This window comes from Candidatus Anoxymicrobium japonicum, from assembly GCA_002843005.1.
Classification (GTDB): domain Bacteria; phylum Actinomycetota; class Geothermincolia; order Fen-727; family Anoxymicrobiaceae; genus Anoxymicrobium; species Anoxymicrobium japonicum.
The window spans coordinates 18451-38515 of record PHEX01000017.1; the positions used below are offsets into that span (position 1 = coordinate 18451).

The following is a 20065-nucleotide window of genomic DNA, read 5'->3' on the forward strand; positions in this document are numbered from 1 at the left end:
TAGCGCGTCGGGGTAGCGATTGACAGGGTGATGGCACAGAAGTTATGGGTGAAGAGTGGAAAGATCTTGATATAGAAGAAGTGCGTGAGCTTGCGGTTGCGGGCAAGGAGAGGGGGGGCCTGTCAATCGATGAAATAATCGAGCAACTTAAGGCCATAGAGCTGACTCCCGACCAGATGAACGGCGTTTTTGTGTTGCTCTCGGACATGGGCATCGAGATTACGGATGATGCCGAGGATGAGATCAAGGAGGAGATGAAAGAGGAGAAAATCAATGAGGCGCGAGGCGGCGCCGCTATAAAGATTGATCTCTCGACCTCGACTGTTACGAACGACCCCGTGCGAATGTATTTGAAAGAGATCGGCAAGGTGTCGCTACTCAAGGCGGAGCAGGAGGTGTATCTCGCCAAGCGCATAGAAGCAGGCGAGGATGCCAGTGCGCGGCTCGTGGGCGAAAACAAACTCAGCGATGAGAAGATTGAGGAGTTGCAGACGATAGAAGCCAACGGACTCGACGCGAAAAGCAAGCTTGTGGAGGCAAATCTCCGATTGGTAGTAAGCATCGCGAAACGATACATGGGCCGCGGCATGCTTTTCCTGGATCTTATACAGGAGGGAAACCTTGGTTTGATCAGGGCGGTCGAGAAGTTTGATTACAGCAAGGGCTTCAAATTCAGCACGTATGCGACCTGGTGGATCAGGCAGGCCATTACGCGTGCCATAGCCGACCAGGCACGCACTATTCGCATCCCCGTGCACATGGTGGAAACCATCAATAAGCTTGTCAGAGTACAGCGCCAGTTGCTCCAGGACCTGGGGAGAGAGCCGTTACCCGAAGAGATTGCCAGGGAGATGGAGCTCACGCCGGAGAAGGTCCGTGATATATTGAAGGTTACGCAAGAGCCTGTTTCCCTTGAAACTCCGATAGGAGAGGAAGAGGACAGCCATCTCGGCGATTTCCTGGAGGATTCGGACGCGGAGGTGGCAATTGACGTGGCCGCTTCCAAACTTCTGCAGGAGCAACTGGATGAAGTTCTGGACGACCTTACACCGCGGGAGAAGCAAGTCATACAGTTCAGGTTTGGCCTGCTCGATGGTCAAACGCGGACTCTTGAGGAAGTAGGAAGTGTTTTCAACGTCACTCGCGAGCGTATCAGGCAGATCGAGTCTAAAACTCTCTCCAAGTTGCGACATCCCTCGATAAGCGGAAAGCTCCGTGACTACATCGAAGAGTGATAAGCCACCTATTGGGGGGTAGACCCCTGGTTGCGGTAGACGCAGCGGTAGACGGTGCCTGACCCCTGACGTTTGACGTGTTATCAAAACAACAATGGAGGGAACATGGCAGAGTTGAAGGGTTCAAGGACTGAAAAAAACCTCATCACATCGTTCGCGGGGGGAGTCCCAGGCGCGCAACCGCTACACGTACTTCGCCGGACAGGCGCGCAAGGACGGCTATATGCAGATCGCGGCGATATTCGAGGAGACCGCCAATCATGAGAAGGAGCACGCCAAACGTTTTTTCAAGTTTCTCCAAGGTGGTGAGGCGACTGTCAACGCCGCGTTTCCCGCCGGCGTAGTCGGCACGACGAGCGAAAACCTCAAGGCCGCGGCCGTCGGTGAGAACCTGGAGTGGACGACGCTTTATCCTGGCTTCGCAAAAGTCGCCCGCGAAGAGGGCTTCGAGGAAATAGCGAAGGTCTGGGAGGCAATCGCGGTGTCTGAGAGGCAGCACGAGAAGCGTTATATCGGCTTGTTGGCGAACGTCGGGGCGGGAACGGTTTATGGAAAAGACCAGCCTGTGGTCTGGCGCTGTCTCAACTGCGGCTACCTGCACGAAGGCAAAGAGGCGCCCGAAAGCTGCCCGGCGTGTTTGCACCCGCGCGACTACTACGAACTGCTGGTGGAGAACTGGTGAACCGTCCCATAGATATCCTGGCATTCGAAGCTCGCGCAGATATTCATGCAGAATAACATCAGGTCGGTGACCGTGGCGTACATGGAGGTGCCGTGCTGCTACGGGCTGGTGCATCTGGCGCACGAGTCCTTGAAGGAGTCGCGCAAGGACATCCCGCTGACCATCATCAAACTTGGAATAAAAGGGGATGTCGTTGATACCGTCGAGGTTCAGGACGTGGAGGAGAGTTGACGGCGAACCTCGTCTGCCCCGGCCAGAATACCCTCTTCTGGAAGCCGGAGGACGTCTTCGAGACCCCGTGCCCGGCGTGCGGATACAACGTGGAGTTCTTCAAGGGCGACCCGACCCGCAAGTGCCCTGAATGCGGCTTCCGCTTTCCAAACCCGAGGCTGGACATGGGTTGCCTGGAGTGGTGTCCATACGCAGACAGGTGCGCCGCGGCACTGGCCGATGGCGGAGTCGTTGGCAGGCAGATCGGCGAAGAAGAAGAAGAGGCGAAAGACGATTGACGCTCCCCGATCCGCGGCCAGCATCCAGACACTCGAGAGCGAACACGTTCAGACCACCACCGACTCTTTCTAAGGCGCATTTTTTGCGCCATCGCGTCGCCTTCTTTATAATTAGAGAGCGTACTGCGGATTCTACCGCTCCCCGGTAGCTCAATCGGTAGAGCAACTGGCTGTTAACCAGTGTGTTGCAGGTTCGAGTCCTGCCCGGGGAGCCACTTCACACAAACGAACTTCAGGCCAAATTGGACGGACACCAGGTCTACTACAAGGCCGAGGTCGAAGAGTTCTGCAAGGTATTCTACAAACCGCGACAAAATCAAACGCCCACCGACCACGCCAGGATGAACGCATGCATTGATCCGGCCGTGAATCGTTACAAAGGACTTGAGGAAGAAGTCCGGGAGGAGTTCCGGAAGACGCTGGTCGCTTTCAGAAACCTTTATTCTTTCATGTCGCAGGTGATCCCCTTCCAGGACTCCGATTTGGAAAAGCTGTACTCATACGTCCGGTTTCTGCTTACCAAACTGCCGAGAGATAACCGGGGACCGATCTATGACTTTGATGATGACGTGGCGCTCAAGTTTTACCGTTTGCAAAAGATCGGTGAGGGCTCCATCGTCATGGAGCCGGGAGCCCGATACGAGGTATCGGGGCCGACGTCTGTGGGCACCGGCGTCGCTCGAGGTGATGAGATCGAGCTGTCCAGGCTCATCGACCTTCTCAATGAGCGGTTCGGAACGGAGTTCAAGCCGGGTGATCAATTGTTTTTCGAATCGATACGCGAGGACGCCGTGGCCGACAGCAGCCTCCGTCAAGCCGCGCTCGCCAACACGATGGAGAATTTCGGTTACGTCTTCCGCAAAGCCTTGGAGGGGCTTTTTATCGACCGCATGGAGCAGAACGAGGAGATTACGGCAAAATTCATGAACGAGGATCAATTCCGCGAGGCTGTCAGCCAACATCTCCTCAAGGAGGTCTACAAGAAGATCCGGGAGGAGGCGTAGGGACACGGCATGCCGTGCCCCTACTTGAAACCCAGGTAGTAGAGACGGTTGAAGTCCACCTTGACGAGGCCGGCAACCGCATGGCGTTCTATCTCCTCGCGCACCGCCCGGTTGAACGTGTCAAGGTACTCGTCGGTGATCTCTACGTCGTAACAGGCGCGCCCCGCGAAGCACTGAGCCGCGCCGGTGCTGAAGATTCCAAACGCCTCGCTCACCGTGAACTCGTTGACCTCATACTCCAATTCGATGTGGCGGGTAGCAAAATCGTGTTTCTCGAAAAACGCCTGATAGGCGCCAATATCCGGCAGGTGCCACCATGGGTTGTGCCAGTGCTCGAACGTCGGCTTGATTTCCGGCGCTTGAGCCACTGCCGCCACGATTTCGTTGAACCAGGGCGCGAAATCGGGCGTGGAAGGGCAGGCAAGGCCCAGGCGTCCACCCGGCTTGAGTCCGCTGTGCATCCTGTCGACCGCGCCATTGGCATTCGCGAACCACTGCATGGTCGAGTTGCAGAAAACGACATCAAACTTTTCCGCGTACTCCAGGTCTTCGGCCGCCACGCGCCTGAATTCAATCTCCGGATACTTTTCGCGCGCTTCCTCGATCATTCCCCCTGATATGTCAGTGCCGACGACCCGTCCGCCGGTCGCATCAGTTAGCAATCGCGTGAGATGTCCCGGACCGCAGCCTACGTCGAGCACTGATTCTCCGGCCCGTGGCGCGAGCAACTCGATCAGTTTCCGCGCCGCCTTTTGCTGCACGAGTGATTTTTTGCCGTACTCATCTGAAACCGTGTCGAACGTTTGGTCGTTCACGTCAAGCATCCTTTCCGAAAAAGCGTAAAATCATTATATCGGGTCGACAGGCGCAACGTGCGAGAGCGGAGGTCACAGTGGAAGAAGTTCGTAGTGGTGAAGGATACATAGAGGCTGGCAGCGGTCCGCCAATAGTGATGCTACCAGGCATGGAAGGGTCTGGTGAGTTCTGGAGGCGCCAGGTGGAGACGCTCTCGTCATCGTATCGGGCGGTGTCGTGCGACCTGGCGGTTCGAAAGCCTTCTGTGTCCAGCACGATAGCGGATTATGCCGCGGATGCTCTTCAGAAAATGGAATCGCTCGGCATCGACAAGGCTGTATTGGTCGGCGAGTCGATGGGCGGGATGATAACTCAGCACATCGCGATCAACCACCCCGAGCGGGTTTTAGGGATTGTGTTGTGCAACACCACGGACAGGCCTCGCCGCGGGGGTTTCGGCTTTAACGTGTTCACGCTCGCGACATTGGCGAACCAGCTCGCGCTTTTTCCCTTGCTGACGGACGGGCAGCGCAGGCGTCTTCTTGCGTGGGTAGGCCGCCACCGCGGTTTTATCATGGATCCGACGCCAGGCAACGAAAAGCTCATCGATTACCTGTTCGCGCACGGGCTCGACTGCGGGGGGCCTTCGTACCTGGACAAGGTCATCGCGATGAGCAAGGTGCGATACACCGAGTCGCTCTCGAGCATAGCCGTTCCCGCGCTCATTATCAGGGGGACGGAGGACAGGCTGTTTGGCCCGGAGACGGCGATGGAACTGGCCGGCAGGATACCCCGCGCCGAGATCGCCTTGATAGATGGCGGGGGCCACTGCTGTCCGTACACGATGCCGGAAGAGACCACCGGCGCGATACGCTCGTGGCTCATCGGATCCGGCCTGGAGTCGTAGCGACGCGCGAAACTCGTCACGGTTGTCACCGGACGATTGCGCGCGGAACTCGACACACACATCGACACACACACCTGCATTGACATTGATCATACTTCATCGCCTGAAACATCTGTAATGCTACATATTCAGGCAGGCAGACGGATGAGCCATTACCGCAGAATTGCTCGCGAAGGATAATCTCGCGGTCGAATAGAAGGTCTCAATGGGCAAGCTTAGCAACATTGAAAGGCGATATCTCGAGAACACTTTTTCAAGCCGGGTGACATTCGACGAGACAGAGCGCCGCATCTACGGACACGATATTGGCGCCATCCCGAGGCTTATACGGCCTTTCACGGGGCATAACCTGCCCGACGCCGTTGTCCAGCCAGAGTCAGAGGAAGAACTTGCGACGCTCGCGCGCTGGGCAGGCGAGAACGGCGTGCCGCTGGTGCCCCGCGGGAAGGCGACTTCCGGTTACGCCGGCGCCGTGCCAACCAGGGGTGGCGTCGTTGTTGACTTTTACAGGATGGGCCGCATGATGTCTGTCGACGCGGTAAAAACGGAGGTCATGGCGCAGCCGGGGATAACCTGGGAGAGGCTGGATCAGGAGCTCGAGCGCGAGGGTTTGACGTTGCGGTTGTATCCGAGCAGTTACCCTTCGTCAACGGTTGGTGGATGGCTGGCCCAGGGCGGCGCAGGTTTCGGGAGTTATGAGTTCGGTTACTTCAAGGAGAATGTGGTGTCCGCGCGAGTCGTGCTTCCGAGCGGCGAGGTTCGCGTTGTTCACGTTTGTAGGGCAGGACGCGGAAGCTGTCCGGGCGGCGCTCAACGGGCTCGCGGACGCGTCCGGGGCGTTTATCCTCAGCGACGATATCGCCTGGCACGAGTGGGAGAACCGCTTCAAGATAATGCTCATCAAGCGTCTCGGGCCATCGCTTGTTCCCGCCGAGGTCATCGTGCCGGTGAGCCGGTTGGGTGTCACAATGGCTGAGATCGAGCGCAAGGTGGCTCACCCGGTTCTCAAGGAAGGAATCATAGTGCGTGAGGGGCCGTCCGGAGAGCCGGAGGCCGTGCTGTTGGGTTTTATACCCGCCGACGAGCGCTCCTGGCGCTTCAACCTCATGTTCGGGCTTTCATTATCGATCATGAATATCGCCGTGAAGAACGGAGGGCGCGTGTACGCCACCGGCCTCTACTTCTCGAGAATGACCGACGAGGTGCTTGGCGCGGCGCGCGCTCAAAAGCTTCGCTCGTACAAGCGGAGCGTTGACCCGACCGGAATCATGAACCCGGACAAGGTTACCGGCGCTGGCGTACTGCCACTGATGGTAAAGATGGGAAGCGTATTCGAGCCTGTCGCGCGCTTGATGGGGAACGCGGTCGCCTCACGCGTTGGTGAGAGGATATCAAAGCCGGTACGGGGGATTCCACCGGACGTGGCGTGGTACGCCTATGCGTGTTCCCAGTGCGGTTACTGTGTGGATTCGTGCACAGAGTTTCACGGGCGCGGCTGGGAATCGCAGAGTCCAAGGGGCAAGTGGTTCTGGTTGCGCGAGTTCATGGAGGGCCGGGTCCGATGGGATCAAAAGATGGTCGACAACTTCCTGGTGTGCACCACCTGTGAGACCTGTGATTTTCGTTGCCCCGAGGGCCTTCCAATCGAGTCTTCCTGGATGAAGATGCGCGGCGAGCTCGTGCATCGCAAGAAGATGATGACGTTCCCGCCGTTCGAAATCATGGCCGCCGCCGTCGAGTCGCAAGGTGACATCTGGGCAGGATACAGAAAAGATCGCGCTAACTGGTTCCCCGAGGATCTGGTTTCCAGGCACGGCCCTGGGGGGAAAGCCCCGAACGTGTATTTTGCCGGGTGCACCGCGAGCTATGTGGAGAACGACATCGGCATGGCGACGGTCAGGTTGCTCGACCATGCTGGTGTGGAGTTCACGTACCTTGGAGAGAAAGAGAACTGCTGCGCCACCCCTATGTTGGTGGCCGGCAAATGGGACCTGTTCGAGGCTACAATGCGTCGGAACATTAGCGCCGTCAAGGAGGCCGGGGCCGACACGGTCATATCATCATGCCCCGCGTGTGACCTGATGTGGCGGCAGGTCTATCCCGAGTGGGCGAAGAAGCTCGGCATCGACTACGGAATAACCGCCAGGCACTACAGCGAGATAGTGGCCGAGAAGATAAAAGACGGGAGCTTTTCATTTCCAGGGGAAGGCGCGGCGGAATCTGTCACCTTCCACGACTCGTGTCATTTCGGCCGCGCGTCAGGTATCTTCGATCCGCCCCGCGAGCTCATCGAGGCGGTGCCCGCCCGGCTCGTTGAGATGGCCCACTGTCGTGAAGAGTCCTTGTGTTGCGGCTCTGTGCTGACGCTCATCAAAGATCCGCCGGTGGCCGCGGAAATCGGGAAGATCCGCCTGGACGAGGCGGTTGAGACGGGAGCGCGGAAAGTGCTCGCGCTCTGTCCGTGCTGCGAGTTCCAGTTGCGCGTCACGGCGGAGAAGAAAGATTTGCCAATTGAGGTCGAGGACCTCGCTCGCTTCGCGGCATCTCGGCTGGGCTACGATTTTCCCGATCCACAAAGTGAAGTACTGGCGCAGTGGGCCGTTTTCGAGGTTATGATAGCGTTGATGACCCCGGAGGGTTTCGCGGAACTGATGTGCGCGATGTGGCCTGAACTTATCGACGCCATGCCGTTTAAGATGGGCCCGATGATGCGCTTGATGGGCAAGGCGCCCGGCGCGCTCAACATGATGAAGCCACTGTTTCCCGTGCTCTTCCCAAAGCTTCTTCCAATGATGTTGCCGAAGGTGATGCCGGTCTTGCTCGAGCGTGTCGCCGCGCGTATTCCCATGCCTGATTACATGAATGAGCAAATGGGCGACATGATGCCGAAGGTAATGGGCAACCTTATGCCGCACATGATCGGTGACGTAGTTCCGCTGATCACGGTGCCCATGATAGAGTACCTGAACGGTTAGCCGTCATTGGGCGAACCCGCGTGTTCGCCACCGCGGTTCCACGACAGGGAAATCATGGACAAAGAATTCGACATTCGAGAAATAGAGGGCGTCTCCGACGAGGATGCGGCGCGCAGGCTCTCAGTCGAGGGATACAACGAGTTGCCCGGGGCTCAGAGGCGCGGCATTCTCGCGATAGCGTTTGACGTCATTCGCGAGCCGATGCTCCTGCTGCTCGTCGCGGTAGGGGCGATATACATGAGCCTCGGAGACCGCAAGCAAGCCGCCGTACTTCTCACATTCGTCATGGTGGTCATCGGTATCACTTTGTACCAGGAGAGGAAGACCGAGCGCGCGCTGGAGTCGTTAAAAAATCTTTCCAGCCCCAGGGCGAACGTTATCAGATCCGGCGAGCAGAAGAGGATCGCCGGCCGCGACGTCGTTGTCGGCGACATGCTTCTCTTAGCTGAAGGCGATCGCGTTCCCGCGGATGCCGTCCTGATTTCTTGCGCCAGCCTCTCAGTTGACGAGTCGCTCTTGACGGGTGAATCCGTTCCCGTCGGCAAGACACAACACGGGACCGAAACCGACATTGAGATGGGTCGTCCGGGCGGCGACAACTTCCCGTTCGTCTGGTCAGGGACGCTTGTCGTGCAGGGGCGTGGCGTGGCCCGCGTGTTTGCCGTCGGTTCCAGCGCCGAGATGGGAAAGATCGGGAAAGCCCTGCAGGCGATCAAGCCCGAGCGGACGCCTCTCCAGAGAGAGATACGAATGGTCATGCGAAACATCGCGCTATCAGGGGCGGTGTTGTGCGCGATGGTCATCGTGGTGTACGGGCTCACAAGAAATGAACCCAACCACTGGCTCACCGGTTTTCTGGCCGGTCTTACACTGGCGATGGCCATGCTTCCCGAGGAGTTTCCCGTGGTGCTCACTATTTTTCTCACCACCGGAGCGTGGCGAATATCAAAGAAAGAAGTTCTCGCGCGAGAGGTGCCGGCGGTCGAAACCCTCGGTCTGGCTACCGTGCTGTGCGTGGACAAGACCGGCACGTTGACACACAACCGCATCTCCGTGAGCAGGCTGATCTCCGGCGTCAGGCAGTACAATCTCGCCGATCACAAGCGCGAGCCGCTCCCGGAGGAGTTCCACCAGCTGGTCGAGTTCTCGATACTCGCGAGCCAGCGAGACCCGTTCGACCCGATTGAGAAAGCCATGAAGAGACTGGGTGACAGGAAACTGGTCGCGACGGAGCATCTGCACGATGACTGGAAGCTGACGCGAGAGTACCCCCTCTCCCAGGAGCTGCTGGCGCTATCGCGCGTGTGGCGATCCCCGGATGGCAAGGAGTATCTGATTGCCGCCAAGGGCGCTCCGGAGGCGGTGTCGGATCTGTGTCACTTGAGCCCGAATGAACGCGACGGGATCATGAAGAGCGCGTCAGAGATGGCGGCTGATGGATTACGCGTCCTTGGGGTGGCGCGCGCGTTGTTCATTCCAACGCTGATGCCGGCGAATCAGCATGAGTTTGCTTTCGAGTTTCTGGGGCTCTTAGGGTTCGCCGATCCTGTGCGATCCAACGTTTACGATGCCATCAGGGAATGCGAGACCGCTGGTATAGACGTGGTCATGATTACCGGAGACTACCCCGACACGGCGCGGAACATAGCGCGCCAGATCGGGCTCGACCAGGCTGACAAATACATCATAGGCCCTGAGATGGATGACATGACTGATGATGAGTTGCGAAAGCGCATCAAGGACGTTCACGTTTTCGCTCGGGTAGTGCCCGAACAGAAACTTCGCATTGTGGAGGCGTTCAAGGCTAACGGCGAAGTAGTCGCTATGACAGGCGATGGCGTCAACGACGCGCCAGCGTTAAAGTCCGCGAATATAGGAATTGCCATGGGAGGGCGAGGCACTGACGTCGCTCGCGAGTCGTCCGATCTTGTGCTGCTCAACGACGACTTCTCTTCGATTGTCGCCGCTGTCAGGCTGGGCCGGCGCATATACGATAATCTGAAGAAAGCGATGGCTTACATTCTGGCGGTGCACGTGCCGATAGCGGGAATGTCGCTGATTCCGGTTCTGTTTAAGCTGCCGCTGATATTGCTGCCGGTGCACATCGCCTTTCTCGAGATCATCATCGACCCGGCTTGCTCGGTTGTCTTCGAGGGGGAGCCCGAGGAGTCGGACGTCATGACGCGCCCGCCGCGCAATTCCACGAACCCGCTTTTCAGTAGGAGGAATGTGGGCATAAGCGTTTTGCAGGGCTTTTTCGTCATGGTTGTCGTTCTTGCGGTGTTCTCGGTGTCACACTGGCTCGGCTTGCATGAGGACGAAGCGCGCGCCATGACATTCGCGACCATGGTTATAGCCAACCTCGGCTTGATACTCGTCAACCGTTCGTGGACAAGGACGATTAGAAAAACGCTTTCCGCGCCGAACAGGGCGTTCTGGTGGGTGCTCGGAGGAACAGTGTCGTTCCTCGCGCTGGCGCTTTACGTGCCATTCCTGATGAGGTTGTTCAAGTTCGGGCGGCTCAGCGCGATTGACGCCGGCATTGCTGTCATCGCTGGTGTTGCAAGCGTCGCGTGGTTCGAGGCGCTCAAGTTGATACAGGAAAGACAGGCGCGCGCTTAACTTTGGGGTCAGGTCTTTTTTAGGGGTCAGGCACCGGCTACCGCTAAAGCGGTAGACGTTGCCAGACCCTCCCTACGCAGTAAAAGTAGACGTTGCCTGACCCCTCTGGACGGACGATCGACTTTAAAAAAAGCGACCCCCAAAGTTAAGCGTTAGATAGATGTCCCTTGTTGTTTCCATCCCGAGATACTGAAGACTTTGTCCAGGAGGTTTTGCGCGGACTTGCCTTCGAGCGGCGCTGTCTGGCAGTTGTCGTTGATGCGGCAGGGGAGCAGCTCTAACGACGCGAGAAACCCGCGGCGGAAATCGCACTTGAGCACCAATCCTTTGCGCGTCTGTTCACCGATGTCCACGCCGTTTATTTGGACGTGGCGCTGGTCGAAGATGAAGTTGCCGAGGCTGTAAGCGATGAACTTTCCCTTGTAGTATTCGATGGATTGAACCGAGTGAGGATGCTGTCCGATCACTAGATCCGCGCCGGCGTCGCACGCCGCGTGCGCGAGCACGACCATCGACGGGTTGGGGTGGTACTCGTACTCCTTGCTCCAGTGAAAGCAGGCGATGACGATGTCGGCCTGGCGCCTGGCCTGTCCGATGTCGTCCACGACTTTTTTCACGTCATCGGGGTTGTCGGGGTTGTACGGCGGCATCCTTATCCAGGTGACGCCCGGTTCGTCCGCCGTGGCGTCGAGGCTTCCTTCAATGCTGTTGTAGGAGAGGAAAGCGAACTTGAGGCCACGGGCCTCGACAACAGCCGGACGGTGGGCCTCGTCATAATTATAGCCCCCGCCCGCGTACTTGATGTCGTTCGCCTTCAATGTCTCGAGCGTATCCGTGAAAGCGGGGCGCCCGAAATTGGTGCTGTGGTTGTTCGCGAGTGTCACCACGGATATTCCCAGTAACTTGAGGCCCTCCACGGTTTTTGTCGGGCTTGAGAAAAACATGCCCGAATAAGGCGGCTCGACCCGATCGGTGAGCGGGCACTCGAGGTCTCCGACCGTGACGTCGCTGCCTTTGACGAGGGGCGTCGCGAGCTTGAACGGAAAGGCGACTCCGTGCTTCGCCATCGCCTTTGCGACGTGCCGCCCGGGGATGATGTCGCCGAGGGCGGTGAGCTTGACCGAGCTATCGGCCCCGTAGTAATCCGTGATGTAGTCCGCCAGTGACTCGATCTCGGGGTTGGGCTGTTTGAGGATTATTCCAGCGCGTTTCGAGCAAAGCCACCAGGAGCGCGCGTTTCGCAACGTTTTGCGCAGTGTGCCCGCGGCAAGAGTTATTGCGGGCACTCCGGTCACTCTCACCGCATTGTATCCCTTCCGCGGTTTCTCATCGATGAAAACGTCGGCGCCGCCGCCGGATGAGAGCTTCATGCGCCCATTTGCGTGAGTGTTGATGTAGCTTTCGACGATCGGCAACATGTTGATTGACGCGGCGGGCGATATCTCTACCGTGTATAGATTTCCCTTTGGACGCGCGGCCCGCGCGTACACCAGGTTGACCGCGGCAAGCGCGAACGCCAGGAGCGAAAGCGCGATCAGCGCGACTCCCGGCGCCCGGCCGCGGGAGAAAGGTTTCACCTCGCCGGCCGCTCCGGCGGGCAAGCGGCAAAAGGAGAAGCGGGCTTTTCCGGTAAAGTCGTTTCCATCTGTGTTCACGGGGAGTTCCTCTTCATTGCTTCTTGCTTGTTTCGCGTATGCGCGGCATCTACTGGTAGAATCATAGCAACAAGCAGGCATTGGAGGCGCAATGGGACGCAGGTGGGCCGTTTCGTTCGGTGAGAAAGAACGGATGAATCTCGAGCGCATTATGATGGACGAGGATCCGGACGCGGCGCTCGAGTTCATGCGGAATGTGATCTATCCCACAATCAAAGAGGCTGAGAAGCCACGCTCCTGCTTCCACGACGCCGAGAAGCCGGTAACGGAATTGAGTCGGCCGGTTGGCAAGCACAGGAATCTTGGGACGTTCGATTAGAAAAATGCAAAAAGGGGTCAGACCCCTTTTTGCATTTTGTCTTTTTCTCTGGTTACGCCGGCTCGAAGTGCATGAGCAGCATCGGGTGGTCGACAGGCTCGGTCGCATAAGCGACCTTCACCGGCATTCCGATCTTGATCGTGTCGGTCGAGTCACCGTAGTTGCGCAACTGGTGTGTGAACAATGTCGTCGCGCCGTCCAACTTTACCATGGCGAGCACGTACGGCACCTCGACTTTCATGAACGAAGGCACGAATTGCGAGATCGAGAAGCTCTCGAGCGTGCCCGTGCCGGGTAGCTCTTTCCACTTCGTAATCGTCAGGCAGTCCGCGCACAGAGGCCTGGGGATTGCCCACACCTTACCGCAGTTCGGGCACTCGGTCGTCACGAACTTGCCGTTGGAAAGCTCTATAAAGAACTTCGAGTACTTGCCCATCACGTGCTTGTACGTGAAGTCCATTTTCAACTCGATGCGCATGCCCTCGCGAAAGTCGGCCCAGGGGTCGCCATCGGGATGCTCGAAAGACATTGGATCTTCAGCCGTGAAAACTTCCATCAAGTTGTTAATGAGTTCCAGTCCCATGCCTAATTCCTCCTCTCGAAGATGTTGATTACGCAGAAGGTTCCGGTGCCGCCGTGTGAGTCCATGCCGCCTCGCATGGAGTTGAGCTCCACCTGGCGCTTGGGGTGCGCTTCCTGCCGCAACTGACGAAGCACCTCGACACCTTGCGCGATGCCAGTCGCTCCGACAGGGTGCCCGAAACCCAGGAGACCGCCCGAGGTGTTGGTGGGCAACTCGCCGCCAATGTTGAAGACGCCTTTTTCCATCAGTTTGCCGCTCTCGCCATCCTTGCAGAAGCCCAGATCCTCATAAGTGACGAGCTCCGCCCCGGAGTACGCGTCGTGCACCTCGAAGCAGTCAAAGTCCTCGATGGGGTTCTTTACGCCAGCCATCCGGTACGCCTGTTCCGCGGCTGTGCGCTTGCCACGGAAGTTCGTGATCCCCGGGAATGGAAATGGCCGGTCGGCCAGCCTCATGTAGTCGGTTCCGCAGCCTGTGCCGGTCAATTCGATCGTCGGTTTCTTTTCCCATGTCGCACAGTGCTTCTTTGCCCACTTCTCGGTGCTGAAGATGAGGCAAGAAGCGCCGTCCGAGAGAAGACTGCAGTCGAGTTTTTTGTACGGGTAGGTGATCATCTTGGAGTTCATCACGTCATCGATGGTGATATCCATTGGGTAGTGCGCCTTCTGGTTGTGCCTCGCGTTGCCGTGATTCTTCACACTGATCATAGCGAATTGCTCTTCGGTTGTGCCGTACTTCTGCATGTGGGTGACCATCATCAGAGCGTAGTACGCGATATAGAAACCGGCGACCTGAACTTCCCAGTCGGTGTCGGACGCGAGCGCTATGAACTGCTGTGCCACATCGGACGGGACGCACCGGCCCATGTTTTCCGAGCCGAATACGATCATCGAGTCACAGAGACCCGACATGATGTAGGCGTAGGCGTTGCGGATGGCCAGGCCACCCGTGCCGCCGCCACCCTCCACGCGAACGTTAGGCTTGGGGCACATGCCGATGTTGTCGTGAAATATGGCGCCAGCCTTTAACTGCTTGTCGAAATGGTCGCTGAAGTAGCTGGTGGTGCTGTGCTCGATGTCCGCGATTTTCGTGCCGGAGTCTTTGAGAGCCTCGAGGACGGACTCGTTGATCCAGTCGCGCATGTTGCCGTCCGTGCGCTCGGCCGCGAACTTAGAGATGCCGCCGCCAAGGACGAACACCTTCCGTTTCCTGTCAAGAATTTCCATATCCTGCCTTCCTCCCTTCTTTGTTCATGTAATCACACTGAATTGAATACGACACAATATTTGTTGAACGGGACGCTTAGTATATCAGAAACGCAAAGAACAGTGAAAAACGCATAATGGGGTCAAACCAAATTATGCGTTTTGCGGGAGTGAGAAGGCACAGATGAAGAAAACGCATAATTTGGTTTGACCCCATTATGCGTTTTTTTGCGCGAAGGTTGTAGAATGTGATCCGATGCGGGAGATGATGACGGTGCACGAACATTTTGACGTTCAAAAGGCTTTCGAGCACATAGCCGCGCTTTCACGGATGCGGCGCCTCGCCGGTACGCCGGGCGAGATCGAAGCGCGGGCGTACATACACGAGGTTGGCAAGGACACGGGTGTGGCGTTTCAAGACGAGGAGTTCTCATACTCCACGGCGCCTCTCAAGCTCGCGTTGCCGGCGACGTGTCTGGCGATAGGCGCAATAAGCGCGGCGGGCTCGCTCGCGTATCTCATGAGCACGCGACTTGTCATCGTTTTGGGCGTGGCGTTGCTGGCCGTTATTTACCTTGGCTTCAAGTGGTCTGGCGCTTTTGAGAAGTTTGCTTCTAAAGGGAGCGGGCGCTCATCGAACATCGTTGGAAAAATTGAAGGCGCCGAGCCGACGGGCGCCGTGCTCATCTCGGCGCACTATGACTCGAAGAGCCAGTTGATGCCGGTGGCGCTGCGCGCCTCGCTCTTCATGCTGGGGTTCGCCACGGCTATACTGCTCGGGCTTTTTCTCGTTACTACAGGCATACTGGCGACAACCGGCCACAGTTCGTTGGGTAGTCGTGTCGTCTTTTACGTGTCGCTCCTGCCGTCGCTCTTGATGTTTGCGCTCATCTTCAACGCAACCGGGAACCGCTCACCGGGCGCCATGGATAACGCTTCTGGCGTGGCGGTCATACTCGAGGTGGCGAGGGTTATCGCGGAGCGCCCGCTCGAGCGCTTTGACCTCATCGTCGCCGCGTTCGGAGCAGAGGAGTTCGGCCTGTGCGGGTCGATCAGCTATCTGCTTGCCCACGAGGAAGAGCTCATGCGCAGGCCTTTCTACATGCTCAATTTTGACATGCCGTTCTCGAGATCCGGGAACCTGATGGTAAACACTGGCTTTGAGCTGCCGCCTGTGCGCACGAGCAAGATGTTGAACGGGCTTGTTAGAAGTGTGGGTAAGCGCATGGGTCTTCGGGTAAGAGGCGTTTATATGCCGATAGGGGCGGCGGCGGATCACGTGCCATGGGTCAAGCACGGCTTCGAGGCGACAGGGTTGACTTGCGCTATGACGCGCATACACAGCACCGGGGATTCCATAGACAGAGTCAACAGAGAAGGAATGAGACGAGTAGGGGAGGCGACGATAGCGATCCTCCGCGAGCTCGATCAGAAAAACGCAACACAGGGGTCAAGCCCCGGTGTTGCGTTTTGAGGCGCTTTCAAGAGGGAGCGCGGAGAGATTCGAGATGCTTTGCTATTCCAAGGGCGGCGCGCCTTCCATCCGCGCACGCCGCGGCCACGAGGGCGTCACCGTTTACGATGTCGCCGCCGGCGAACACGCCCGGCCTGGAAGTCATCATGTCGTCGTCCACGATTACGAGGGAGGACTCGCTTATCTCGAGGTGCTCCGCGAGGTATCCGGCCAGCGCCGGATCCATTTTTCGCGTCACGGCAACTATTACGGTTTGAACCTCGAGAACACTCGGGAGACCTTCTGATTCGGATCCGGGCGGCGAGCCCGTGTTCGGCCGGGTCCGCAGAGCTTCGACTCTGCCTTCTCCCAGCACTTCAATTAGAGTTCTGCCGCCGGCGATAGTGACACCCGCGTTAACGGCCGCCGCCAGGCGCTCCGGCGCGGCGCTTGCCTTATTCAGGTCGGCGCTCGCGACCAGGTAGACAGTCTCGGCGCCCATCTCGCGCGCGAGCATCGCGGCGTCAACGGCAAGATTGCTGTCGCCCACCACCGCCACCCGCGTTTCCAGCTCACGCTTGACCTTCTTTCTGGCGGCGCCGAGAAAAGAGAGAGCGTCGATGACGCCTGGAAGATCCATTCCTTTCATTGAAGGCATCCTGATATTTTGCAATCCAGTGCCTAGGAACACCGCCGCAAAACCGTTTTTCGAAAGCGATTCGAAGTCGATGTCTTCGCCAAAGACTGTGTTGCCGCGAAACTTTACATTTATAATTAGTGAGCTTTCTATTGCGCGCTCGAGAACCTGGCTCTTGAGCCGGAAGCCGGTCATTGCGCGAGCGGGCAAGCCGCCAGCCTCAAGCATTTCCTCGAACACCTCGACGTTGTAGCCCAGCATGGAAAGGTAGTAGGCGCAGGATAGTCCGGCCGGACCCGAACCCACGACGGCGACCTTCTCGCGGTGAGGCGCGCCGGATGGCGACGGCCAGCCCTCGAGGCCCTGCACGACTCCGCAGGCGAACTCCTCCAACTGCGCGATCTTCACGGGCGTATCGATTTTCGATCGAAGGCAGGCGCCCTCGCACAAGCTCATCGAAGGACAGACGAGACCGCATATTTCTCCCATCGGGTTCATTTCTCTCACAAGCTTCGCGGCGCCGATCATGTCGTTTGATCCGATGCGTCTAATTACGTTTGGAATGTCTATGGAGGCGGGGCAAGCGGTCACGCACGGCGCGTCCGGGCAGCGGAGGCAACGGTGGGACTCAAACACCGCCGATATCGAGTCCACGACATCAGGGCTCGAGATTTGCGGCCGCGAAGGGAGGGTCTCGAGGACAAAGCTTTCCTTTTTGTGGACGAACCTGGGCGCGCGCAGGGAAAGATAGCGCATGACCGCGACCGCCGAGTGTATGCCGGAGGCCGCAGCCTGGCCAACGCCATGACCGTAGAAAGTCGAATCTCCTGTCATGAACAATCCATGAACCTCTGTTGTGGTTCCCGGAAGGCTATCGGGAACAAGGTTGCCGACCGGGTACGCACATGCGAACGCGCCGCTCTTCCTGGAGAGCAACCGCTCGTTGGTGGCGGGGCTGGAGACGCGCCACACGGTAGGCTGGCTGGCGATCTCGGGGAGCACGGGCAATAGCCTCTCGAGCGCGAGCGCGGCCTGTTCCTGCTTCTTTTCTTCGTAGAGTTCGGTGCCGTATTCAGGGTTTCCGGGGAAGAGCCACTCCTCGGGGTCGGTTACCGTGTAGATCGTAACGGAGTGGTAGCCTTCGGGTGACAGGTAAGGATCGAAGAGGGATGGGACGCTCACGGAGATAAAGCGCTCGGGCGCGCGCTCCGGGTCGTCCACGAGAACCGTGTTTGGATTAAAGGACTCCGGAATCGCTTCCCGTGGGACTCCCATGTAGATGGCGAAGACGGACAGGGCCGGCGTGAGTGAATCAAGCCAGTCCGACGTCTCGGGCTTCAAGTCCAGTCGGTGCATCATGTTCTCGAATAGGTCGCGGGCGGATGTGTTTGACACGATCACGTCGGCGGTAAGACGGCGCCCGCCGGCTATTTCTACCCCGATCGCCTTGCCACCCTCGACCAGCACACGCTCGACAGGGACGCGGTACTCTACTCGCCCCCCATGCTCGACGATGCTTTTTTCAAGCCGGTCGGGGATTTGCTGAGCGGAGCCGATAGCATGGTGTGTTCCGCCTATGTGCCTGTCCAGTACAGCCAGCGCCGCGTGAGGCGCCGAGAGCTCATCCATGCGATAGCCCGTGTTGTATGTGAGATCGGCGTCGAAGAAAGCTCTGGCGAGTTGGTCGCCGCAGTGACGCTCGAATACCTGCGCCGCTGAAGCCCTGGCGTACCGGGACAGCCTCATGACGCTCAACGGGTGTCTTGAGAAAAGCTCCGCTCTTTCTCGCAAGGACTCGTCGTTCTTTGGTCGGAGAGGGCCGTCGCAATCGAGCAACGCACTGTAAATGTGCTCGAGTTCGCGCAGGAAAGAGAGAAGGCTGCCGGCCTGCTGCGGGAACACCGCGCCGAGTTCGGCGGTGAACGCGTGGCGGTCCCGGTGGAAATTGACACGCTTCTCTCCGAAATACATGGCGTATGAAATGTCACGCGGGATCATGTCTACCTGCTGCCCCAGAAAGTCAAAGAGCGTTCTCTGGACGTGGAAGCCTGTCTTGCCAAAACCTTGAAGAATCGACGCCGCGGTGTCGAAGGTAAAATCCTCGACACGAAAAGAGGAGCAACATCCGCCAGGCTGGTTGGCGCGCTCGAGCACAAGCACGTCCAGTCCTTCGCGAGCGAGCACAGACGCCACCGTCAGGCCGCCGATGCCCGTTCCGATTACGATGACCTCGTATTTGTCTTTTAAGATTGGCTCACGTGTGACCAAGTGGCGCCTCGATGTTGTGCGGCTTTTCACTTTGAGCGGAGCGGCTCCGCGCCTGGCGCCGCAAAGCAGATGATACTCAAGTGGGCCGCCCATGGCAATTTACATCGCGGGACGTGTCCGATCTGGTATACTGATTTTCCGAAAATCAGCCGTGCCTAGAGGGGATAAAGTTGAAGCACAAGGTTATCTCGTTCGCCAATCAGAAGGGTGGAGTTGGAAAGACAACAACCTGCATCAACCTAGCGGGAGCGCTATCTGAGGCGGGCATGTCTATACTGCTGGTAGACATGGATTACCAGAGCAACCTTACCATGGGTGTTGGCATGAACATGGAAAATGGCGAGAAGGGGACAGGCGATGTCCTGTTGTGCCCCGAGACGCCTTTCCGGGAGATAATTCACTCGTCGTCGATTCCCAACGTCGACATAGCGCCCGCAACGCTTGACCTCTCAAAAGTTGACATCAACATCGACAGGCGGCCGGAGCGTCACAAGATACTGCATGATAAGCTCGAGGAGGTCAAGGCGAGCTATGAGTACGTGTTTGTGGATTGCCCGCCGGCGTTTAACCTTCTGACGGTGAACGCGCTGTCCGCCTCGGACGGCATCATTATTCCTATCCAGTGCTATCCGTACTCGCTTGCCGGACTGAACACGCTTTTAGAGATCATCGACGACATTCGTTACGCCTATAACTTCGACCTGGAGATCGCCGGTATCGTGCCAGCCGCCTACGAGACGAACACCAGGCTGGCGGCGGATGTGTTGCGGGAACTGCACGACCGTTACGGTGGCAAGGTTTTCAACACTATCATCAAGAAGAGCGTGAAAGTCGCGGAGGGCCCTATTCACAAGAAGCCTATCGTCCAGTACGCGAGCAGCCATCCCGTGGCAAACGCTTACCGCTCTCTCGCCGCTGAGTTTCTTCACAGGGAAGCTTAACTTTGGTGTCTGGACGGAGAAAACGCATAATGGGGTCAAACCAAAATATGCGTTTTAGGTACGACAGCAAGACGTTCAGGTAAAAATGCATAATATGGTTTGACCCCATTATGCGTTTTCAATGGGCTGGGCGCCAATCTTTTGTCGGGCATCTGGGAAATCCCCGTTTCTTCTGCTTGTACCGCACCCGGTTCCCTGGACACAACTTTGCGGCTCATGCGGCCGCCTCCACTTCCCTTGCGTAGTAGGCTTCCCGCGCCTGGCGGGGGCTTAGA

Annotated in this window: 13 protein-coding genes, 1 tRNA gene and 2 pseudogenes; 11 read left to right on the plus strand and 5 right to left on the minus strand. The window is 57.9% G+C overall.

Annotated features, from left to right (window positions below):
- The first annotated feature begins 44 nt into the window (after nt 1-44).
- The 6 genes and pseudogenes from rpoD to CVT63_02940 all read left to right on the plus strand — a co-directional run bounded on the left by rpoD (nt 45) and on the right by CVT63_02940 (nt 3430).
- Entirely contained in the window at nt 45-1235 is a 1191-nt protein-coding gene (rpoD, locus tag CVT63_02915; protein PKQ28412.1) for an RNA polymerase sigma factor RpoD, read from the plus strand.
- A gap of 105 nt (nt 1236-1340) precedes the next feature.
- Nucleotides 1341-1917: pseudogene (locus CVT63_02920) on the plus strand (rubrerythrin family protein).
- A gap of 45 nt (nt 1918-1962) precedes the next feature.
- Nucleotides 1963-2148: a hypothetical protein gene (locus tag CVT63_02925; GenBank protein ID PKQ28413.1), complete on the plus strand. Its 186-nt coding sequence runs from the start codon at nt 1963-1965 to the stop codon at nt 2146-2148.
- A complete protein-coding gene (locus CVT63_02930; GenBank protein PKQ28414.1) occupies nt 2145-2426 on the plus strand; it encodes a hypothetical protein in 282 nt (93 codons plus the stop codon). The genes CVT63_02925 and CVT63_02930 overlap by 4 nt, the downstream gene beginning before the upstream one ends.
- A gap of 139 nt (nt 2427-2565) precedes the next feature.
- A tRNA-Asn gene (locus CVT63_02935) sits at nt 2566-2641 on the plus strand.
- Between the two features lie 27 nt (nt 2642-2668).
- Entirely contained in the window at nt 2669-3430 is a 762-nt protein-coding gene (locus CVT63_02940) for a hypothetical protein (GenBank protein ID PKQ28415.1), read from the plus strand.
- 20 nt (nt 3431-3450) lie between these two features.
- On the opposite strand, the gene CVT63_02945 is transcribed toward CVT63_02940, so the two are convergent.
- A complete protein-coding gene (locus CVT63_02945; GenBank protein ID PKQ28416.1) occupies nt 3451-4254 on the minus strand; it encodes a hypothetical protein in 804 nt (267 codons plus the stop codon).
- 68 nt (nt 4255-4322) lie between these two features.
- On the opposite strand from CVT63_02945, the gene CVT63_02950 reads away from it, so the two are divergent.
- From CVT63_02950 to CVT63_02960, 3 genes and pseudogenes are all read left to right on the plus strand, one after another.
- Nucleotides 4323-5132: a hypothetical protein gene (locus CVT63_02950; GenBank protein PKQ28417.1), complete on the plus strand. Its 810-nt coding sequence runs from the start codon at nt 4323-4325 to the stop codon at nt 5130-5132.
- Nucleotides 5133-5337: 205 nt separating this feature from the next.
- Nucleotides 5338-8107 (plus strand): annotated as a pseudogene (locus CVT63_02955) (Fe-S oxidoreductase).
- Nucleotides 8108-8161: 54 nt separating this feature from the next.
- A complete protein-coding gene (locus tag CVT63_02960) occupies nt 8162-10729 on the plus strand; it encodes an ATPase (GenBank protein PKQ28418.1) in 2568 nt (855 codons plus the stop codon).
- Nucleotides 10730-10881: 152 nt separating this feature from the next.
- Here the strand turns inward: CVT63_02960 and CVT63_02965 are convergent, their stop codons facing one another.
- From CVT63_02965 to CVT63_02975, 3 genes are all read right to left on the minus strand, one after another.
- Nucleotides 10882-12573 (minus strand): hypothetical protein, encoded by a 1692-nt coding sequence (locus tag CVT63_02965; GenBank protein ID PKQ28419.1) that lies wholly within the window; start codon nt 12571-12573, stop codon nt 10882-10884.
- A gap of 182 nt (nt 12574-12755) precedes the next feature.
- Entirely contained in the window at nt 12756-13286 is a 531-nt protein-coding gene (locus tag CVT63_02970; GenBank protein ID PKQ28420.1) for a hypothetical protein, read from the minus strand.
- Nucleotides 13287-13288: 2 nt separating this feature from the next.
- Nucleotides 13289-14512: an acetyl-CoA acetyltransferase gene (locus CVT63_02975; protein PKQ28421.1), complete on the minus strand. Its 1224-nt coding sequence runs from the start codon at nt 14510-14512 to the stop codon at nt 13289-13291.
- A gap of 235 nt (nt 14513-14747) precedes the next feature.
- Here CVT63_02975 and CVT63_02980 point away from each other — a divergent pair, with 235 nt between their 5' ends.
- Nucleotides 14748-15965, plus strand: coding sequence for a hypothetical protein (locus CVT63_02980; protein PKQ28422.1), 1218 nt, complete (start codon nt 14748-14750; stop codon nt 15963-15965).
- Between the two features lie 7 nt (nt 15966-15972).
- On the opposite strand, the gene CVT63_02985 is transcribed toward CVT63_02980, so the two are convergent.
- Complete coding sequence (locus tag CVT63_02985) at nt 15973-18942, minus strand: hypothetical protein (GenBank protein PKQ28423.1); 2970 nt, start codon at nt 18940-18942, stop codon at nt 15973-15975.
- A 71-nt stretch (nt 18943-19013) separates the two neighbouring features.
- Between CVT63_02985 and CVT63_02990 the strand changes: the two genes are divergently transcribed.
- The gene (locus CVT63_02990; protein ID PKQ28424.1) at nt 19014-19790 is read left to right on the plus strand and encodes a hypothetical protein; all 777 of its coding nucleotides are present in this window, start codon (nt 19014-19016) and stop codon (nt 19788-19790) included.
- Nucleotides 19791-20065 lie beyond the last annotated feature (275 nt).